The organism is Pantoea sp. Tr-811 (genome assembly GCF_011752535.1).
Lineage (GTDB): Bacteria > Pseudomonadota > Gammaproteobacteria > Pseudomonadales > Pseudomonadaceae > Aquipseudomonas.
This window is the reverse complement of sequence record NZ_VWXJ01000001.1, coordinates 379,857-400,050: the sequence shown is the minus strand read 5'-3', so window position 1 is coordinate 400,050 and position 20,194 is coordinate 379,857. Positions and strand designations below refer to the sequence as shown.

The following is a 20,194-nucleotide window of genomic DNA, read 5'->3' as shown; positions in this document are numbered from 1 at the left end:
TCGGCGTAAAATCCCGCGATAGAGGCCCATGAAGCTTGCAGCTTCAGACATTGTGCCCCAAGCTCTGCCTTCCCACCGCCATGGACCGCGCCAGACGATGCAAAGACGCCACCGCTACCTGATCGCTGTATTGCTGCTGATCCTGGTGTCGGTCGGTATCGCCCTGTTGCGCCGCGAAGACCGGCCCGCACCGCCATCCTTGCCACCACAAAGCTACGCCAAGGCCCTGCGCCAGGCCCATGACGGCCAGCCAGGCGCTGCGCGGGTGCTGTACCAGCAGTTGCAACGCGATGACCTGACGCCCATACGCCGCGCCGCGCTGTATGCCGAGTTGCCCAACTACCCGTCGCCCCAGGCACTGAAACTGGCCCGCCTGGACCTGGAAAACGACGACCCGCTGGTGCGCCGCGCCGCCATCGCCAGCATTCAGCGCTTGCTGCCGCCAGCGCAGCGCAGCCTGGTGCTGGGGCCGTTGCTCGATGACGATGAGCAAAGCGTGCGTTTCGCCGCCGTGGACGCCCTGCTCGGCCTCGACCCGGATGCCATCGGCCTGTATTTCGGGCCCTTGCAGACCGTGCTTGAGCAATACCAGCAGGCCCTCGAACAGCAGCCGGACGACGCCCAGGCCCAGGTCCACTTGGCGCGCCTGTACCTGCACGAGAACGATTACGCGCAGGCCACCAAGGCCGTGCAGCGCAGCCTCAGCGTGGCGCCCGACAACCTTGAGGCACTGGCCACCCAGGTGCATCTGCTGGAACGCCAAGGTCACCATGAGCAGTCCCGCGAGGTGCTGGCCAAGGCACTGGCCCTGCGCCCGGATTCTGCGTTCCTGCAATACGAACTGGGGCGCTGGCTCAACCGCCATGAACAGCGCGAATACGCCCTGTTGGCCTTGTCCCGCGCGGTGGAGCTGGAGCCGGACAACGCCGACTACCGTTACACCCTGGCGCAAACCCTGCACGCGCTGGACCAGGCCGAGGCTGCGCAGAAGCAGCTGGAAACCTTGCTCAGCCGGCAGCCGGCCAACCGCCGAGCACGGGTGCTGCTGATCCAATATTGGAAGGACAGCGGCCAGCTGCAGAATGTCCAGGTTCTACTGGCCGAGCTTGAGCGCCAGAACCCTGACGACCCCTACCTGCAGCAAGGCCTGTGATTTGCGTTGAACCCTGAGCCAGCGCCTGTGGTCCAGTGGATAACGGACCACTGAAGGCATGGCCCCCTTTCGGCCATGCGCGCTACAGGAGATCCCCCTTGGCCAGCTCGTTGTCGCTGGACGAACGTGCGCTGATTCTGGCACCTGCCCCGCTCGCCATCACCACTTCGCAGATGCTGAGCGATGCAGGTATCGACTGCCTGTGCGCCAGTGATATCACTAACCTGCAGGCATGCCTGAGCGAGGGCGCGGGCCTGGCCATCATCGCCGAACAGGCCCTGGAAAACGGCGCGGCCGAGCACCTGCAAGGCTTCATCGCCAGCCAACCCAGCTGGTCGGACCTGCCCATCGTGCTGCTGACCCAAACCCAGGCAGCCGTCGTCTCGCCCACCGACCATGCGCTGGGCAACCTGACCTTGCTGTGCATGCCTTTCCATACCGAGGACCTGTTGCCGTTGATTCACCTGGCGCTGCGCCACCGGCGCCGGCAGTACCTGGCCCGCGCCCAGTTATTCAACCTGCAACAGCGCCTGGATGCCCGCAGCCAGGCGGACCACGCCACGGAGCTTGCGCTGTACCAAACCCGCAAGATGGAAGCCATCGGCCAGTTGGCCGGTGGTGTGGCCCACGATTTCAACAACCTGCTGACCAGCATCGGCGGCAGCTTCGAATTGATCGACCGGCGCCTGAAACAGGGGCGCAGCGACGGCTTGGACGGCATCCTCAAGCGCGGCCAGGAAGCGGTAGCCCGCGCAGCACGGCTGACCCACCGGTTGTTGGCGTTTTCCTCCCGGCAGTCACTGCACAGCCAGCGCATCGACCTGCACGCACTGCTGCAGGCGCCACGCCTGCAAGGCCAGATGCTCCACCAGGTGGTACTGAACGTATCGTTGGCCGAAGACCTCTGGCCAGTGCAGGCCGACGACAGCCAACTGCAGGAAGCGCTGGACAACCTGCTGCTCAACGCCTGCGAAGCCATGCCCAACGGCGGCCTGGTGCGCGTCGAGGGCAACAACCGGCAGGTCAGTGACCAGCAGTTCAGCGGCGCTACCCTGGCCGGTGGGGACTACGCATGCCTGAGCGTCATCGACGAAGGCCAGGGCATGTCGCAAAGCACCTTGGAACATGCTTTCGAGCCCTTCTTCAGCACCAAGCCAGTCGGCCAGGGCATCGGCCTGGGCCTGTCGATGGTGTATGGCTTCAGCAAACAGTCCCATGGCCATGTGGTACTGAACAGCCAGATTGGCCAGGGCACCCGGGTGGACCTGTACCTGCCGCGGCACCTGGATGCGCCACGAGCGCCTTTGCCTACGCCAAGCCCGCGGCCCAGCGGCAACGGGCACAACGTGCTGGTGGTCGAGGATGACCCGCATGTGCGCCAGTTGCTGTGCCAGGCCCTGGAAGAAGACGGCTTGTCCTGCCGCAGTACTGCCAACGCCGATGAGGCCCTGCAGTGGCTGCGCTCGGCCCAGCCGGTCGACCTGCTGCTGAGCGATGTTGGCCTGCCTGGCATGAATGGGCGGCAACTGGCGGAAATCGCCCGCACCCTGCGCCCGCAACTGCCCGTGCTGTTCATTACCGGCTATTCGGAAACCGCCATGGCCCGCGAAGGTTTCCTCGACCCTGGCATGCAACTGATCTGCAAGCCCTTCGAACTTGCGCAATTGCAGGCCCAGGTGGCGCAGATACTGGGCAAGGCCTGAGGCCCCTCAGCCCTTCACCATCAGCAGTGCCTGGTTGGCCAGGCTTTGCAGCTGAAACGGCTTGAGCATCAGCGCCGTACCCGGGCTTTCCAGCAATTGCGCTTCCAAGGGTTGCTCGGTGTAGCCGGTGATGAACAGGATTTTCTGCGAGGGTTCGAGCATGCGCATCGTCCTGGCCAACTGGCGGCCGCTGAACCCGCCAGGCAAGCCAATGTCGGTGATGACCAGGTCGAAGGGCCCTGCGTGCTGGAAACGCTGCATGGCAGTGTTGGCGTCGGCCACGTCAAACACTTCGAAGCCGCGCTCACGCAGGTATTCGCGCATCAGGGTGCGCAGGTTGAACTCATCGTCCACCAACAACAGGCGTTGGCCACTGGCCAATGAGATCGCCGGGGCTTGCACGGCAGGCGCCTGCACGACCTCTTCGAAGCTGCGCGGAAACAACAGGCTGACCACTGTCCCCTGCCCAGGTGTCGACTCGATCCAGACATGGCCACCGGACTGCCCGACAAAGCCATACACCATCGACAAGCCCAAGCCCAAGCCACGCCCCATGGGCTTGGTGGTGAAAAACGGCTCGAAGGCCTTGGCGATGTCCTGGGCCGGCATGCCATGGCCAGTGTCCAGTACTTCCAGGGCCACGTAGTCACCCGGCGGCAAGCCGTTGCCATCTGGAAACGGGGTGGCCAGGCGCCGGTTGATGGTGCGGATCGTCAGCTCGCCACAGCCCAGGCACGCCTCACGGGCATTGGCGCACAGGTTGACCAGGGCATTCTCCAGCTGGCTGGCGTCCAGGAAAACCGCCCAGGGCTGTACGTCCAGCTCCCAGATCAGGCGCATTTCGGCCCCTAGGGCCTGCTGCAGCAACGAACCCATATCGGTCAGTTGCCGGTTCAGTTCAAGTACCTTGGGCGCCAGCGGCTGGTAGCGGGAGAAGGTCAGCAGCCGATGGGTGAGGTTCATGGCACGCTGCACCGAATCACTGGCCAGCTCCACATAGTGCTCGATGCGCTCCGTGCGCCCCTGGGCAATGCGCCGCTGCAGCATTTCAAGGCTTCCGGCGATGCCCGACAACAGGTTGTTCATTTCATGGGCCATGCCCCCTGCCAGCTGGCCGACCGATTCCAGGCGCTGCGCGTCACGCAGCCATTCCTGGGAATGGCGCTGGGCCTCTTCGCGCTCGGCACTGATATCCCGGCCAACGGCGGTCAGCAGCAAACCATCGAAGTTGGCCGTCCAGTTGAACCAACGGTAGTGGCCGTCCGCATGGCGCAGGCGGGTTTCCAGCTGGCCGGCGCCCTCGCCACGGGTGAATTCGAGCGCCGCCACTTCCACTTCGGCCCGGTCCGCCGGGTGTACCAACGCCAGGATCGAGGTGTCGCGCACCTGGTCCTCCTGCCAACCAAGAATCCGCTGCCAGGCAGGGTTTGCGGCCTGGATCTTAAGGTCGGTGGTGACTACCAGCATGGCGTCGCGCGACAACTTCCACATCTGCTCGCGGTCGGCCATGTAGCGGTGGATCTGCCCTTCGAAGGCCAGCGCCTGGTCGCGCCAGCGGGCGTGCGCATCGACGCTGTCGGTGGTATCGATCACCGTGTGCAGAAACCCTGCGACTTCATTCATTTCGTCACGAATGGGCGTATAACTGAAGGCATACCAGGCAGGCCCAACGGCGTTCGGCGATGCAATCAGCACGGGTTGCGCCTCGACAAAATTGGCGCTGCCGCCCAAGGCTTTGTACACCCACGGCCCGATGCTCTGCCAATGCTGCTGCCACAGCGTATCGAAGTGCTGGCCCAGCACCGGGCCGGGGCTGTCGAGCAGCGCCAGGTAACCGGCATTATGGATAACCGTCATGTCGGGGCCCCACACCACAGCGCTGGGAAACGGCGACATCAGCATCATGTCGACCGCGATGCGCAGTGAAGCACGCCATTGCGGCAACGGCCCAAGGCTGGTCGTGCTCCAGTCATGCTGGGCAATGAGCTCGCCCATGCCGCCCCTCGTGGTGCGGGAGCTGTCGTGGCGCCCGCCCGAGGGCGAGCGCACGTGTGGGGTGTGCCTGGCGACCAATCTCGTGACTCCAGCGTTGCCCAGGGGAAAATCCGTTTCGCGCATCTTCGGCTGCACGGCGTGGGGCCTCCCCCACCCTGGGGCACGAACCCCGGATCTCGAAGCTGCTTCGAGCAACACTAGCACAGCGCCCACCGCCGCATGGCGCGCGCGCTATCGGCAGCTATGCTGATGAGGTTTTTCCCGCGCCATGGAACGACTGTCCCCTCAACTGCTGATGGGAGATGGCTCAGCCCTGCGGGCTGCGCTGTCGCGCAGGGGCACAGCCATCCTCTGTAGGAGCGGGCTTGCCCCGCGAAGCAAGCGGCTCGGTGTATGGCGCCGGTGTTCGCGGGGCAAGCCCGCTCCTACAGAAATGCCTGTTAAATCAGATAGATACGATTTGTTCCATAGGAGCGTGGTGATGAGCAAGAAAATTCTGGTAGTGGTCACCAACACGGCCAAGTATCCCTCCCTGAAGCGGGCAACGGGCCTGTGGCTGGGGGAAGCGGTGCATTTTGTCGAGCCGGTGCAAAAAGCCGGGTACGCCGTGGATTTCGTCAGCCCCAACGGCGGCTACGTGCCGATCGACCCGCACAGCCTGCAGATGGCGCCTGACCTGGACTGGCAATGGTATGACGACCAGGCCTTCATGAGCCGCCTGGGCGCTACTTTGAGCCCCGGCCGGGTCAAGGCCGAAGACTACGACGCCATCTACTACACCGGCGGCCATGGCGTGATGTTCGACTTCCCCGACAACGCCCCCCTGCAGGAACTGGCGCGCAAAATCTTCGAACGCAACGGCATCGTCGCTGCCGTGTGCCACGGTGTGGCCGGCCTGCTGAACATCAAGCTCAGCGACAACAGCCTGCTGCTCAAGGACCGCCAGGTGACCGGTTTCTCCAATACCGAGGAGAAGCTGATCGAGCTGGACAAAGTGGTACCCTTTCTGACCGAAAACGAGCTAGTGGCCCGCGGCGGGCACTACAGCAAGGACGATGATCCGTGGAAACCTTTCGTGGTCGGCGATGGCCGGCTGTTCACGGGCCAGAATCCCGCCTCGACCGGTGCGCTGGCCGAACGGGTGCTCCAGGCGCTGCAAAAGTAACGGCTCCTACGAGCGGGTATTGCTAATCCCACGCCCTTCACGGCCTAGGATGACAGTAGCCGTGAAGCTTGATCCGTAGGCTCTCCATTCGACTGCCCACCACGGGCAAATCGGTCCAATGGAGCGTTGCTCATGTCCAGAATGAGAAATACAGGCTACGGCGCAATGAAGCTGGTGTTGATACTGGCTATCAGTTCGCTGCCCGTGGGGTCAGGGCTCCTGGTCATGGAGTACCAGCAAGCCAAAAAGCTTGAGGGCATTGCCCAGGATTCGGTGCAAGAAGCCATTTATTCCGTGGACTTGGCACTCGACCGCATTCACGCCTCGGCGCTCACGGCGCTGCCGTTGGCCGGTAGGGCATGCGAGGGCGTGCGGGGCCGCCTGGTCGATCAGGTGGTAAAAGCCCCGCACCTTCGGTCACTGGCATTGACCGAAGGCAGCCAGGTGTACTGCAGCTCCAAACAAACCCGTCATATGATCCATAGCAAACTTGAAGACGCGAACCAAGCCTTCGGCCTTTTACTAAACCCACCTTCAATGCCCGAATCGGTGCTGCTCGCCTACCAATTGCGCGAAAACAGCCAGGGCGTCATTGCAACGACCTACGACCTGATCCTGCGCAATGAGCTGCGGGCGTTTCGCACAGGCCTGACGATCGTGCTGGAGTTCGGCGACCAGTACATCTGGTCCGACGGCGACAGCCGCGATGCCGAACGTCCATCACAGGTGGAGTACTTCAAAAAGGGGGTTTCGGCGAAGTATGGCTACGTGGTCAAGGCAGGTTATGCAGAAGGTTATGCCGCGCGTGAAGCGCGCCAGACCATGAAGCAGCTGCTGCCCGCCCTTTCACTGATCGGAGTCACGACCGGCGCCATCGCCTACTGGGGGCTGTTCAAACTGCGCGGCAACCGCGGTATGTACCGCCGCCCACTGACGGCGGCACGTAACGCTTAGTCGGCGTTCAGCACGCCACGGCGAACCTGATCGCGCTCAATCGACTCGAACAGCGCCTTGAAGTTGCCCTCGCCAAAGCCGTCATCGCCCTTGCGCTGGATGAACTCGAAGAACACCGGCCCAAGCAGGGTTTCCGAGAAAATCTGCAACAGCAGGCGCTGGTCGCCCGGTTCCGAGGCGCCGTCGAGCAGAATGCCGCGGGCCTGCAGTTGGTCGACCGGCTCACCGTGGCCCGGCAAGCGCTCTTCGAGCATTTCATAGTAGGTTTGCGGCGGTGCGGTCATGAAGCGCATGCCCAAGCCCTTGAGCGCGTCCCACGTCTTGAGCAAGTCATCGGTCAGGAAGGCGACGTGCTGAATGCCCTCACCGTTGAATTGCATCAGGAACTCTTCGATCTGGCCAGCGCCCTTGGACGACTCTTCGTTGAGCGGGATGCGAATCATGCCATCCGGTGCGGTCATGGCCTTGGAGGTAAGGCCGGTGTACTCACCCTTGATGTCGAAGTAGCGGATTTCGCGGAAGTTGAACAGTTTCTCGTAGAACCCGGCCCAGTAGGCCATGCGCCCGCGATACACGTTGTGGGTCAGGTGGTCGATGATTTTCAGGCCCGCCCCAACCGGGTTGCGGTCAACGCCTTCAATGAAATTGAAGTCGATGTCGTAGATCGAGCTGCCTTCTTCGTAACGGTCGATCAAGTACAGCGGCGCGCCGCCAATGCCCTTGATGGCCGGCAGGCGCAGTTCCATCGGGCCGGTTTCGATGTCCACCGGCTGGGCGCCCAGTTCCAGGGCGCGGGCGTAGGCTTCATGGGCGTTGCGCACACGGAAGGCCATGCCACACACCGATGGCCCATGTTCGGCGGCGAAATACGAGGCGATGCTTTTGGGTTCGTTGTTGAGGATCAGGTTGATGCCGCCCTGGCGATACAGGTGCACATCCTTGGAACGGTGGGTGGCTACCTTGGTGAAGCCAAGTATCTGGAACACCGGCTCAAGCACACCTGGGGTGGGAGAAGCCAGTTCAATGAATTCGAAGCCCATCAGGCCCATTGGATTGTCGAAGATATCAGCCATGTTCGTGTCCTCATCTGCAGCGAAATATTAGTGAATACGCGGGATGTGGAAGGACGATGGCGGTGAGCACGGGATACCGCGCACGCTGCGGGCGAGGAAGTCACCAATGATCAGCTTGAACCCATGGTATGTCATATGGACCCATTCTCGGTGGGGTTGTCCCTTCGCGTGGGAAGGGGCTTATTGTTTTATTCGTAAACCGATTCTACATTGCGTAAATTACTTTGTCGCGTTTTTGTTGGTTGCCAGGGCTGGCAAACGGCTATCCTCTGCACAGTAACCCTCATCAAGACTAGGCCAGCATGCCCCTTACGGTAAAACGCCCAGCCCGATTGAGCTGGCGCAGCCTATTGCCCTGGGTCGTTGGCATCCTGCCGGTGGCCTGCGGCCTCACGGTGATGCACTGGCAGATCGAGCGCGAGCTGCGCGCCAGCAGCCAGGCCACCACGCGGCAGGTGGTGGAACATGTGGAACATATTCTCGACAACCTCGCCAACGCCGCCCAGGTGCTATTGCCACTGGCCGGCAGCCCTTGCGAGCCCGCCCAACTGACCCTGCGCAGCCAGGTGACGCGCAACGCCTTCGTGCGTTCGACCAACCTGTTCCGCGACAACACGCTGTATTGCTCGTCGCTGTTCGGCGATTTCGACGAACCGGTCGACGCCAACGACTACACCGACGGCCACCTGTGGTTGATGGACGGCAACTCGGTAACCCCTGGCCACCCCTTGCTGGTTTATCGCCTCAGCGACGGTGCCCGTGGCGCCATCAGCACCGTCGATGGCGACCACCTGGTGACTGCCCTGCGCCTGATCGGCCCCAACGAGCAGCTGCAACTGCGGGTGGGCAATGCCTGGCTGGGCCAGGATGGCAGGGTCCATGCCGGGGCCCCAGCCCCGGCGGCCACGGCCGACGTGACCCTGGGCTCGACCCGTTACCCGTTCAGCGTGCACGGTGGCTACGCCGCCGACAAACCGGCACAGCTGCTGCGCAGCCAGTACCCGGCGCTGCTCAGCCTGTTGCTGGTGCTGGGCGTTGTCGCCGCGGGCGTATGCCGCTGGCAGATCCGTCGCGCCAGTTCGCCCAGCGCCGAGCTGCAGCGGGCGCTGGAGGCCGATGAGTTCCTGCCCTACTTCCAGCCGGTGGTGCGCAAGGGCGATTATCGCTGGGCCGGTGCCGAAGTGCTGATGCGCTGGAACCACCCGCGCGAGGGCCTGGTGCGCCCCGACCTGTTCATCCCCTACGCCGAACACAGCGGGCAGATCGTCGCCATGACCCGGGCGTTGATGCTGCATACCGCGCAGAGCCTGGCGCCGTACACGGCGCTGCTGGAGGACGGCTTCCACATCGGCGTCAACATCACCGCCGACCATTGCCGCGACCTGACCCTGCTCGACGACTGCCAGACCTTCCTCCAGCACTTCCCGCCCGGCCGCGTGCGGCTGACCCTGGAGCTGACCGAACGCAAGCTGATCGAACCCACGCCCATTGCCCTGGAGTTGTTCGAAAAGCTCCATGCCATGGGCGTGATGATCGCCCTGGACGACTTCGGCACCGGCCAGTCGAGCCTCAACTACCTGCGCCAGTTCAAGGTTGACTACCTGAAGATCGACCAAAGCTTCGTCGCCATGATCGGCGGCGATGCCCTGTCACAGCATATTCTCGACAGCATCATCGAGCTGTCTGCCAAGCTGGGCCTGGGTATCGTCGCCGAGGGTGTGGAAACCGAGGTGCAGCGCGACTACCTGGCCCAGCACGGGGTGGACTTCCAGCAAGGCTACCTGTTCGGCCGGCCAATGCCGGCAGATGCCTTTCTGCAGGCCCTGGCCGCCCAGCCGGGTGCTGCGCGGTTGCCGCAAGGCGCGCCCCCTGAGATCATGCGCGGCTGACTTATCCGCTCACTCCCCCGTTATCCGAGGCATTCGTGTCAAAAGGCATTATTTCGTCGGTCATGGCGTCCTGCTTGTTCGCTGTGATGTACTTCTATACCTCTCTGCTCGCGCCGCTGGACGGCGAAGAGATCTTTGGCTGGCGCACGCTGCTGACCCTGCCCTGCCTGACCCTGTTCATGCTGGTGAGCAAGGATTTCAAGCGCGTCGGCGAGCTGCTGGCGCGGGTGCGCCAGACGCCTGTGCTGTTGTTGGGTATGGTCGGCACTTCCTGGTTGATGGGCGTGCAGCTGTGGCTGTTCCTCTGGGCGCCGCTGCACGGCCGCAGCCTGGAAGTGTCGATGGGGTATTTCCTGCTGCCACTGGCAATGGTGCTGACTGGCCGGCTGGTGTACGGCGAGCGCCTGTCGCGCCTGCAGAAGGTGGCGGTAAGCTGCGCCGCGCTGGGCGTGGGGCACGAACTCTACCAACATGGCAGTTTTGCTTGGGAAACCCTGCTGGTGATGATCGGCTACCCGATCTACTTCGTGCTGCGCCGGCGCTGCCGCACCGACCACCTGGGTGGCCTGTGGTGCGACATGTGCCTGTTGCTGCCCTGGGCGCTGTACTTCGTGGCCACCGGGCCGCTGTCAGCCGCCGACCTGCAGGCGCACCCGGGGCTGTACGGCTTGATCCCGGTGCTGGGGGCGATCAGTGCCTCGGCGCTGATCGCCTACGTGCTGGCCAGCCGCCTGTTGCCGTTCAGCCTGTTCGGCCTGCTCAGCTACGTTGAGCCGGTGCTGCTGGTGGGCGTGGCCCTGCTGCTGGGCGAAACCATCGGCCCGGACCAGTGGCTGACCTACCTGCCGATCTGGGCCGCCGTGCTGGTGCTGGTGCTCGAAGGCTTCAAGCACCTGCTGCGTCAGCTTCGCCGCTCGGTGTAAGGCGTACCTGCCTGACACGGCGCTCTTCCACCGCCACCACGGTCATGTTCCAGCCGTTCCAGGCCAGGCGGTCACCCACCACTGGCAAGCGGTCCAGCAAGCTCATCACCAGGCCCGCGAGGGTCTGGTAATCCTCGGTGGGGCGGGCGCTGAAGCCAGTTCGCGCCTGCACCTGGCCAAGGTTCAGGGCGCCACTGACCACGAAGCTGCCGCCCTCCTCGACCACCGCCGGGCCTTCCACCTCGCTGGCATCTGGCAACTCGCCGGCGATCGACTCAAGGATGTCGGTCATGGTCAGCAGGCCGGTAAAGTCACCGAATTCGTTGACCACGAAAGCAATGTGGGTCGATTGGCCGCGCATTTGTTCCAGGGCGTTGAGAATGCTGAAGCTCTCCAGCAGGTTCAACGGTGCCTGGACCATCCGCTCCAGGTCCGGCTGGGCACCTGACAGAATTTCCTTGAGCAGCTCTTTCTTGTGCACGAAGCCCAAGGGTTCGTCGATGCGCCCATCGCGGATCAGCGGCAGGCGCGAGTAGGCGGAGTTGGCCAAGGCTTCGGTGATGGCCTGGGCCGGTTGCGCCAGGTCGATCACGTCGACTTCGGCGCGGGCAGTCATCACCGTGCGGATCGGCCGCTCGGCCAAATTCAGCACGCCGCTGATCATGACCCGCTCGCGGCGGTCGAACAGCACCTGCTCCTCGCCCCCTTCGACCAGGTCGGCGATTTCTTCGCCCACCTCGTCGGCCTCGACCCGGCGCCCGCCCAGCAGGCGCAGCACGGCATGGGCGGTGCGCTCACGCAGTGGCTTGTGCTGCTGCAGGCTGCGCTTGCGGCGGGCACGGGCCAGCTGGTTGAGCAGTTCGACGATGATCGAGAAACCGATGGCCGCGTACAGGTAGCCTTTGGGGATGTGCATGCCCAGGCCTTCGGCGGTCAGGTTGAAGCCGATCATCATCAGGAAGCCCAGGCACAGCATGATCACGGTTGGGTGAGCGTTGACGAAGCGCGTCAGCGGCTTGCTGGCCACGATCATGATGCCGATGGAGAAGATCACCGCGATCATCATCACCGACAATTGCTCGACCATGCCCACCGCGGTAATCACCGCGTCCAGCGAGAACACCGCATCCAGCACCACGATCTGCCCGACGATGGGCCAGAAGGCGGCATGGCGCACCGTGCCGGAGGCCTGGGCCACATGCCCTTCCAGGCGCTCATGCAGCTCCATCGTGGCCTTGAACAGCAGGAACACGCCACCAAACAGCATGATCAGGTCGCGGCCGGAGAAGCTTTTGCCGAACACCTCGAACAGCGGCGCGGTCAGGGTGACCATCCACGAGATGCTGGCCAGCAGGCCAAGGCGCATGACCAGCGCCAGGCTCAGGCCGATCACCCGGGCGCGATCACGCTGATGGGGCGGCAGCTTGTCGGCGAGGATGGCGATGAACACCAGGTTGTCGATACCCAGCACCAGCTCAAGGACGATAAGCGTCAACAGGCCTAGCCAGGCCGTGGGATCGGCTAGCCATTCCATTAGCAGGTACTCACGTGGGACGCGTCACGCAGACGCAGGGGAAGTGGCCGAAACGGCCGGGGACTGGGGGGCTCCGCGAAGGTGCTCATGGTGACCTTGAATGAAATTAGGGAATAAAATCCTACAAGGACAAGCGATTTATTTGATAACAGAAAACTATTACAAAACCTGTAGCAGCCCCCCGCTGCCGTTACAACATGACAAAGAACGGTCGGTAGTTCCACTCCGAAGCACGGTGAATGTTGCGGTTTTGCGGCTCGATCAGGCGTAACCGGCCCTGCTGGTCGATGAACAGGTTGGCAGAATGGGCGCCCCTGTCATTGCTGCCGAAAACGATGCCTACGGCGTAGGGGTAGAGCGCTCTGCGCTCATAGGCATCCTTGCTGGCCTGGCTCTTGTACGCCAGGGAAAAATCGTCGCAGTCGAACACTTCCGGGGTGAAGCGGTAACTGGCCAACCCGGAGTTGTACCAAATCGCCCGTGCATGCTGGTCGGAAATCGCCTCGTAGTACCTGTCGACCGCGAACTGGCGGTAGCCCAGGTCGATAGCGGGCCAGGTTTCCTTGATCAACGCCGCCACTTTGCTGACCGGCACGAGCAGTTTGTGCAGCGAGAAGCGGCTGACCTGCGCAGTGGGCAGCTCCGCCACCGGGCTCAGTTTCAGCCAACCCCACGAACCGCCTGGGGCATTCAGGACCATGCGTGAGGTACCAAGCTTCACGCCCAAGGTGAAGGCCGGGACTTCCTGCTCGTTCACTACCGTATTGCCGCTGATGGCCACCTTGAACGTCAGGTGTGGGTAGCTTTCCCAAGCTTTCCAGCCCGCGAACACATACTCGCCCTTGCTGGAGTCGCCATTGGCGAACAGTGACCAGTCCTGGACATCGAGCTCAGCGCACAAGACCATTTCGTTGCGGGCGCTGTCCACTCGCACGCGCAGCGGTACGATATCAGCGCTGTAGGTGTCCGGGTCGCCCAGGTAGGCCCAGCCCCAGTCGCCATAGCCCCGGCGGTGCACGCAGAGCCAGCGGCCATGCTGGTCACGCAGCGCCAGGCGATCTTCCTCGGTGATGTGCTTGAGGCGCAAGGCGTCGCTGAGTTCCCCGGCTGCCTGGTTTTTTTCCGAAAGGTTCGGCTCTGGCGGTGGCGGGTCGGGTTCAGGTGCGGGAATCACTTGGCCTATGATCGGGGTGCTCAGGTCGTGCGGCTGATTGGCCACGAGTTTGTGAATGGGCATGGGCAGCTCCTGTTCGAAATGGCCTGGCAGCATGTTCCTGACGGTGGCGGGGCGTCAGGCGGCAAACCTTCCTGGCCTTTTCGAGCGCTGGCTTGCTCGGTGCGCCTGGCCATCAGGGGACTATTGTTCAATACGCCCGGCCCCCGTGCGCCGCAGGATGGCGGCTCAGTACACGACAAGGAGTGACAGCAATGAGCATCAGCCTTTCCATGGCCGCCTTCGCCCTGGCCGCCTCGATTTCCCCTGGCCCGGTGAACATCGTCGCCCTGGGCAGCGGCGCCCGCCACGGGCTGCGTGCCAGCCTGTGGCATGTGGCCGGTGCCACCCTGGGGTTTTGCCTGCTGCTGGTGCTGGTGGGCCTTGGCCTGCATGAAGTGCTGCAGCGCTGGCCGGCGCTGGGCGTGGCGCTGCATTGGGCAGGCGTGGCTTTTCTGCTGTGGATGGCGTGGAAGCTGGCCAGCGACGACGGGCAGTTGGGTGACGAACGGCAACGGCCTGCGCCTTCGGCCTGGCAGGGCGCCGTGATGCAATGGCTCAACCCCAAGGCCTGGCTGGCGGCGGTGGCGGGTGTGGGCGCCTATACCGGTGGTGAGCAGCAGCTACTGTGGTTGTTTGCGTGGATCTACGCCCCTGTCTGCTTTGTGTCGGTGGCCTGCTGGGCGTGGGCAGGGAGTGTGATTCGCCAGTACCTGCGAGAGGTACGGTACGTGCGGCTGCTCAACCGGGGGCTGGCGGTGTTGCTGGTGGCAAGCGCGGTGTACCTGGTGCTTTGACCAGGGCGCCCCCATGGAACAAATCGTAACTATCTGATTAACACAGCCCCCTGTAGGAGCGAGCGCAGCTCGCGATGGGCTGCAAAGCAGCCCCAGCGTGATGAGCTGCGAAGCTGAAGACCCGGGGCCGCTGCGCGCCCCATCGCGAGCTGTGCTCGCTCCTACCGGGGACAGCGCAGCCCGCGAGGGCTGGGTTATCTCCTACAGGGCATTTGGGTTACGCCTGGCTGGCATCACGGTAATGCCCCGGCGTCGCTGCCAGGTGCTGCTTGAACGCCCGCTGCAAATGCGCCTGGTCGGCAAAACCGGCCTCCAGGGCCACCTCGGCAATGGCGCGCCCTTTGCGCAGCTGCGCCCGCGCCTGCTGCACCCGCTGGTCCAGCAGGTATCCATGGGGCGTCAGGCCAAAACGCTGGCGGAACGCACGAATCAGGTAGGAACGGGACAAGCCGCAGGCCGCGCAGATATCTGCCAGGCTCAGCGGGTCGCTGCGGTGGGCGCGCATGAACGCAGCGGCGCTGTCCAGTTGCGGATGCGCGGTGTCCGCCTTGGCAGGCACGGCCTCCAGGTAATCAGGGAGCTGCTGGAAAAACCGTGCCAGGCCGGCTTCGCGATCGGCAACCTCGCTGTCGAACAGGTCGGCGAACACACGCAGCAACCGGCCATACAATGGGGCCGAGGTGCTGAAGGTTTGCGCAGGCAACATAAAACCCTGCGCCCGCAGCCAAGGCATGTCGACGAACAACATCAGGTACGACCAGCCCTGCCCCGCGATCGGGTTGCAGGCATGGACCACACCGGGGTTCATCATCACCGTGCTGCCGGCGCTTATCTCAACCTGGTTATCACCGCTCAGGTAGGTGCTGCGCCCACCGGTAACCAGGCCGATGGAAAAACTCTCATGGGAATGGGGCCCATAGCACACCTGGCGCCCATCGCCCACACGCCGGGCCTCGACAAAGGGCAACGCCGGATCCCGCCAGAACCGCGACACCTCGATCATCGCCCTGCCCTCATTCGCCGCCGTCGTGCACCACCACCAGCAACTGCGCCGGTTGCTCGCCTACCGAGCGCAACCGGTGCGGTGTCTGGGCATTGAAATGCAGGGCGTCACCCTGTTGCAACATGACCCGCTCGCTCATGAAGTCCACCTCCACCTGGCCAGCATGGACAAACAGGAACTCCTCGCCCTGGTGCTCCTTGAAGGTCGGGTCGCTGAACGCGGTCGGCGGTTGAATCAGAAACGGCAGCAGGCTGCGCTGGCCCACCTGGCGGGTCAATGCCGCATAGCCCTGGCCTTGGCCATCACCCACCAACGCCTGGCGCTCGCCCTGGCGCACCAAGCTGTACAGGCTCTGGCCGGGCTGCTCTTCGGCGAACAACTCTTCCACCTGAACGTTCAGCGCCCGTGCCAGCTTCAGCGCAGCGGCAATCGACGGCGTGTTCAGGCCACGCTCGACCTTGGACAAGTAACTCTTGGTCATGCCGGACTTCTCGGCCAGCGCCTCCAAAGTCACCCCAAGTTTTTTTCTAAGCATTTTCAATCGGTTAGACATTCGAAGCGATTTTCCTGGGCCCACACACTTGCTTATGACACTTTGTGTCATATAGGATTATTTGTGTCACGCCAAACCCCATTCCTTTACCGATCAAAGCACCGGAACAGGGCAACGCCGACATCGCTCACAACGCCAAAGAGGATACTCCCCATGGCTAAGACCCTGACACACAGCAAAGAGCAACTGGTTCAGCAAGCACTGGCACAGATGCACGGCTCGCTTGCCGATAATACGTGGACTGTACGGGAAAAGCTGGCCCTGACCTGCCGAATTCTCTTCGACCACGGCCACGATTCGGGCCTGGCCGGGCAGATCAGCGCGCGCGGCCCGCAGCCGGGCACCTTCTACACCCAACAACTGGGCCTGGGTTTCGACGAGATCAGTGCCAGCAACCTGCTGCTGGTCAACGAGGACCTGGAGGTGCTTGAAGGCCAAGGCATGCCCAACCCGGCCAACCGCTTCCACAGTTGGGTGTACCGGGCCCGCCCGGATGTCAACTGCATCATCCACACGCACCCGACCCACGTCGCCGCCCTGTCGATGCTCGAAGTTCCGCTGGTGGTTTCGCACATGGACCTGTGCCCGCTGTATGACGATTGCGCATTCCTTGAAGCCTGGCCAGGCGTGCCGGTGGGTAACGAGGAAGGCGAGATCATCAGCGCCGCGCTGGGCGACAAACGCGCCATCCTGCTCTCGCACCATGGCCAGCTGTCTACCGGCAGCAGCATCGAGCAGGCCTGCAACTATGCGCAGCTGATCGAGCGCGCTGCCCGCCTGCAACTGCTGGCCATGGCGGCGGGCACCGTCAAGCCGATCGACCCGGCGCTGGGCCGCGAAGCGCACGATTGGATCGACCGCCCCAAGCGCCACAGCGCCGCGTTCAACTATTTTGCCCGGCAGAGCCTGCGCACCCACGCCGACTGCCTGAACTGACCCCCACTGCCTTGCTTGCGGAGCCCATAAAATGACAACCGATTTCCATGGCATCATCGGCTACACCATCACCCCTTTCAGCACTGATGGCGAACAACTCGACCTGCCGGCCCTGGGCCGGTCCATCGACCGCCTGATCGACGGCGGCGTGCAGGCCATCGCCCCGCTGGGCAGTACCGGAGAAGGTGCCTACCTCAGCGACAGCGAATGGCAGCAGGTGGCCGAATACAGCCTTGCCCAGATCGACAAGCGTGTGCCTAGCATCGTCAGCGTCTCCGACCTGACCACCGCCGGTGCGGTGCGCCGCGCACGTTTTGCCCAGGCCCATGGCGCCGATGCCGTGATGGTACTGCCCGCCGCCTACTGGAAACTCAGCGAAGCCGAGATTCTTCAGCACTACCGCGCCATCGGCGGCGCCATCGACATTCCGATCATGCTCTACAACAACCCGGCCACCAGCGGTACCGACATGCCGGTGGAGCTGATCCTGCGCATCGTGCGCGAGGTGGCCAACGTGACCATGGTCAAGGAGAGCACGGGGGACATCCAGCGCATGCACAAGCTGCAACTGCTGGGTGAAGGCCAGGTGCCGTTCTACAACGGCTGCAACCCACTGGCCCTGGAGGCGTTCGTGGCCGGGGCCAAGGGCTGGTGCACGGCGGCGCCGAACCTGATCCCGGCGTTGAACCAGGCGCTGTACCAGGCGGTGCTGGCGGGTGACCTGGCGCAGGCGAAAGCGTTGTTCTACCGGCAGTTGCCGTTGCTGGACTTCATCTTGAAAGGTGGCTTGCCCGCTACCATCAAGGCAGGCCTGGCGTTGACCGGTTTGCCGGTGGGCGAGCCTCGGCGGCCGGTGTTCGGGCTGGATGAATCAGGGCGCGCGGCGCTGGCGGGTTTGCTGGCAAGCCTCGACAGCCAGGCCTGACACCCCTCTTGTAGGAGCGGGCTTGCCCCGCGAACACCGGCGAAGCCGGTGCCCTGTACCGCGGCGCTTGCTTCGCGGGGCAAGCCCGCTCCTACAGGCATCAACAGTATCGACGCTGGGTCACGGCATCACCGGCGGCACATACTGCAAGGTGGCGCCCAGCGCCCACAGCAACACCAGCACCAACGGCACATGCACCAGCAACTGCACGAACGAAAAACCAATCAGGTCGCGCGCCTTCAAACCCAGCACGCCCAACAATGGCAGCATGTAGAACGGGTTGATCAGGTTCGGCAGCGCTTCGGCGGCGTTGTAGATCTGCACCGCCCAGCCCAGGTGATACTGCAGGTCGTTGGCCACCAGCATCACGTAGGGTGCCTCGATGATCCACTTGCCTCCGCCCGATGGGATGAAGAAACCCAGCACTGCCGAGTACACGCCCATCAGCAAGGCATAGGTGTCGTGGGTGGCGATCTGGGTGAAGAACAGCGAAATGTGGTGAGCCAGGGTCTGCTCATCCACACCCTTGACCTGGGTGAGGATCGCGGCAATCGAACCGTACAGCGGGAACTGGATCAGCACCCCGGTGGTGGTCGGCACGGCGCGGGCCACGGCATCGAGGAAGCTGCGCGGGCGCCAGTGCAGCAAGGCGCCGAGCATGATGAACAGCAGGTTGTAGGTGTTCAGCCCGGAAATGGCCGTGATCGCAGGCTTGGTGGCGAACTCCTGGTACAGCCAGCCAGCAGCCAGCGCCACCAGCAGCAGGATCAAAATCGGGCTGTGCTCCAGCCATTCGCCCGGGCGGGTACGCTGGGGTGCAGGTGGTGCGGTGAAGCTGGGGTCGACGCCGCAGTCTTCGGCGCTGCGCGCGCTGTTTGGCCCAGGGGCGGTGGCATAGGCGATGACCAGCGACACGATCACCAGCGCGGCCAACATCACCCCGGACTGCCACAGGAAGATGGTTTCAGTGAACGGAATCACCCCGGTGATCGACAGGATCGACGGTGGCAGGCTGGCCGGGTTGGCCTGCAACTGCGCCGCCGACGACGACAACCCCAAGGCCCATACCGCACCCAGGCCCAGGTAGGCAGCGGCACCCGCGGCGCGGTAGTCCATTTTCAGTTCCGTGCGCCGCGCCAGGGCGCGTACCAGCAGGCCGCCGAACACCAGCGACAGGCCCCAGTTGAGCAGCGACGCCAGCATCGAGATCAACGCCACCCAGCACACGGCGCTGCGGCCGTTTTTCGGGATGCGCGCCAGGCAGTCGATCAGCCGCGCAGCCGGTGGCGAGCTGGCCACCACGTAGCCGCCAATGACCACGAAGGCCATCTGCATGGTGAAGGGGATCAGGCTCCAGAAGCCATCGCCGAAGGCTTTGGCGGTGTCGGTCGGCTTGGCGCCCATGGCCAGGGCACCGATGCACACCAGCAGCACGGCCAGGGCGGCGAACACCCAGGAATCGGGGAACCAGCGTTCGGCCCAGTTGGAACAACGCAGGGCAAAGCGGGCGGAGCGGCTGTCTTGGATTTCAGCGGCCACGAGGGAATTCCTTTTATTGGTTTTATAGGTTGGCAATGTGCCCAGCACAAGCACAAAACCCTGTGGGAGCGGGCTTGCCCGCGAATACGATGGCAAATTCACCAAGGCATTCGCGGGCAAGCCCGCTCCCACAGGGTCGGTTATACGTTTTAGAAGGTCATTTCCTTCACGTCGTCCGGCACGATCAGCTTGCCGGCGGTTTTCTCGATGATTTCTTCAACGCTTACCCCAGGCGCGGTTTCGCGCAGGATGAACGCGCCGTCTTCGATTTCCAGGTAGGCAAGGTCGGTCAGCACCTTGCGGATGCAACCGGCACCGGTCAGCGGCAAGCTGCATTGGGGCAGTAGCTTGGACTCGCCGTCCTTGGAAGCATGGGTCATGGTGACGATGATGTTCTCGGCGCCGGCCACCAGGTCCATGGCACCGCCCATGCCCTTGACCAGCTTGCCGGGGATCATCCAGGAGGCGATATTGCCCTGCACATCCACCTCGAAGGCGCCGAGCACCGTGAGGTCGACGTGGCCGCCACGGATCATTGCGAACGACTGCGCCGAATCGAAGATCGACGCGCCACGGCGGGCGGTGACGGTTTGCTTGCCGGCGTTGATCATGTCCGGGTCGAGGGTGCTTTCGGTGGGGAATTCGCCCATGCCGAGCAGGCCGTTTTCCGACTGCAGCATCACATCCATATCGGCCGGTACGTAGTTGGCCACCAGGGTCGGGATGCCGATGCCGAGGTTGACGTAGTAGCCGTCCTTCAGTTCACGGGCGACGCGTTGCGCCATCTGTTCGCGGGTCAGTGCCATGGTCAGGATCTCTTTGTTGTTCTGATGGACGGC

At 63.5% G+C, this 20,194-nt stretch carries 17 protein-coding genes; 9 read left to right on the top strand and 8 right to left on the bottom strand.

Annotation, left to right across the window (positions count from 1 at the left end; all coding sequences use genetic code 11):
• The first annotated feature begins 97 nt into the window (after nt 1–97).
• Both F3J44_RS01790 and F3J44_RS01785 read left to right on the top strand, forming a co-directional pair.
• Nucleotides 98–1,153, top strand: coding sequence for a HEAT repeat domain-containing protein (locus tag F3J44_RS01790; protein ID WP_167069792.1), 1,056 nt, complete (start codon nt 98–100; stop codon nt 1,151–1,153).
• A 98-nt stretch (nt 1,154–1,251) separates the two neighbouring features.
• On the top strand, nt 1,252–2,856 hold the full coding sequence (locus F3J44_RS01785; RefSeq protein WP_167069794.1) for a response regulator: 1,605 nt from the start codon (nt 1,252–1,254) through the stop codon (nt 2,854–2,856).
• A gap of 6 nt (nt 2,857–2,862) precedes the next feature.
• On the opposite strand, the gene F3J44_RS01780 is transcribed toward F3J44_RS01785, so the two are convergent.
• The gene (locus F3J44_RS01780) at nt 2,863–4,851 is read right to left on the bottom strand and encodes a PAS domain-containing sensor histidine kinase (RefSeq protein WP_167270263.1); all 1,989 of its coding nucleotides are present in this window, start codon (nt 4,849–4,851) and stop codon (nt 2,863–2,865) included.
• Between the two features lie 481 nt (nt 4,852–5,332).
• On the opposite strand from F3J44_RS01780, the gene F3J44_RS01775 reads away from it, so the two are divergent.
• Both F3J44_RS01775 and F3J44_RS01770 read left to right on the top strand, forming a co-directional pair.
• Nucleotides 5,333–6,016, top strand: coding sequence for a type 1 glutamine amidotransferase domain-containing protein (locus F3J44_RS01775; RefSeq protein ID WP_167270261.1), 684 nt, complete (start codon nt 5,333–5,335; stop codon nt 6,014–6,016).
• A gap of 132 nt (nt 6,017–6,148) precedes the next feature.
• Nucleotides 6,149–6,970: a CSS-motif domain-containing protein gene (locus F3J44_RS01770; RefSeq protein WP_167270258.1), complete on the top strand. Its 822-nt coding sequence runs from the start codon at nt 6,149–6,151 to the stop codon at nt 6,968–6,970.
• On the opposite strand, the gene hppD is transcribed toward F3J44_RS01770, so the two are convergent.
• Nucleotides 6,967–8,043 carry a 4-hydroxyphenylpyruvate dioxygenase gene (hppD, locus tag F3J44_RS01765; protein ID WP_167069802.1) on the bottom strand — a complete coding sequence of 359 codons (1,077 nt, stop codon included), beginning with the start codon at nt 8,041–8,043 and terminating at the stop codon, nt 6,967–6,969. The genes F3J44_RS01770 and hppD overlap by 4 nt on opposite strands.
• Nucleotides 8,044–8,345: 302 nt before the next feature.
• Here hppD and F3J44_RS01760 point away from each other — a divergent pair, with 302 nt between their 5' ends.
• Together F3J44_RS01760 and rarD are read left to right on the top strand one after the other, a co-directional pair.
• Nucleotides 8,346–9,932 carry an EAL domain-containing protein gene (locus F3J44_RS01760; RefSeq protein ID WP_167270256.1) on the top strand — a complete coding sequence of 529 codons (1,587 nt, stop codon included), beginning with the start codon at nt 8,346–8,348 and terminating at the stop codon, nt 9,930–9,932.
• A 35-nt stretch (nt 9,933–9,967) separates the two neighbouring features.
• On the top strand, nt 9,968–10,855 hold the full coding sequence (gene rarD, locus F3J44_RS01755; protein ID WP_167270254.1) for an EamA family transporter RarD: 888 nt from the start codon (nt 9,968–9,970) through the stop codon (nt 10,853–10,855).
• Here the strand turns inward: rarD and F3J44_RS01750 are convergent.
• Complete coding sequence (locus F3J44_RS01750) at nt 10,818–12,389, bottom strand: TerC family protein (RefSeq protein ID WP_167270252.1); 1,572 nt, start codon at nt 12,387–12,389, stop codon at nt 10,818–10,820. The two genes, rarD and F3J44_RS01750, sit on opposite strands and share 38 nt — an antisense overlap.
• A 190-nt stretch (nt 12,390–12,579) precedes the next feature.
• Complete coding sequence (locus tag F3J44_RS01745) at nt 12,580–13,626, bottom strand: lectin MOA-related protein (RefSeq protein ID WP_167270250.1); 1,047 nt, start codon at nt 13,624–13,626, stop codon at nt 12,580–12,582.
• A 191-nt stretch (nt 13,627–13,817) separates the two neighbouring features.
• Between F3J44_RS01745 and F3J44_RS01740 the strand changes: the two genes are divergently transcribed.
• Nucleotides 13,818–14,399 (top strand): LysE family translocator, encoded by a 582-nt coding sequence (locus tag F3J44_RS01740; RefSeq protein ID WP_167069812.1) that lies wholly within the window; start codon nt 13,818–13,820, stop codon nt 14,397–14,399.
• A gap of 217 nt (nt 14,400–14,616) precedes the next feature.
• On the opposite strand, the gene F3J44_RS01735 is transcribed toward F3J44_RS01740, so the two are convergent.
• Nucleotides 14,617–15,402, bottom strand: a complete 786-nt coding sequence (locus F3J44_RS01735; RefSeq protein ID WP_167069814.1) for an AraC family transcriptional regulator — start codon at nt 15,400–15,402, stop codon at nt 14,617–14,619.
• 10 nt (nt 15,403–15,412) lie between these two features.
• A complete protein-coding gene (locus F3J44_RS01730) occupies nt 15,413–15,937 on the bottom strand; it encodes a helix-turn-helix domain-containing protein (protein ID WP_240158163.1) in 525 nt (174 codons plus the stop codon).
• Nucleotides 15,938–16,108: 171 nt separating this feature from the next.
• Here F3J44_RS01730 and F3J44_RS01725 point away from each other — a divergent pair, with 171 nt between their 5' ends.
• Both F3J44_RS01725 and F3J44_RS01720 read left to right on the top strand, forming a co-directional pair.
• Nucleotides 16,109–16,891 carry an aldolase gene (locus F3J44_RS01725; protein ID WP_167270248.1) on the top strand — a complete coding sequence of 261 codons (783 nt, stop codon included), beginning with the start codon at nt 16,109–16,111 and terminating at the stop codon, nt 16,889–16,891.
• Nucleotides 16,892–16,922: 31 nt separating this feature from the next.
• Nucleotides 16,923–17,816, top strand: a complete 894-nt coding sequence (locus F3J44_RS01720) for a dihydrodipicolinate synthase family protein (protein ID WP_167270246.1) — start codon at nt 16,923–16,925, stop codon at nt 17,814–17,816.
• 120 nt (nt 17,817–17,936) lie between these two features.
• On the opposite strand, the gene F3J44_RS01715 is transcribed toward F3J44_RS01720, so the two are convergent.
• Complete coding sequence (locus tag F3J44_RS01715; RefSeq protein WP_167270244.1) at nt 17,937–19,355, bottom strand: TIGR00366 family protein; 1,419 nt, start codon at nt 19,353–19,355, stop codon at nt 17,937–17,939.
• A 149-nt stretch (nt 19,356–19,504) separates the two neighbouring features.
• Nucleotides 19,505–20,161, bottom strand: coding sequence for a CoA transferase subunit B (locus F3J44_RS01710; protein WP_167069824.1), 657 nt, complete (start codon nt 20,159–20,161; stop codon nt 19,505–19,507).
• Between the last annotated feature and the right edge of the window lie 33 nt (nt 20,162–20,194).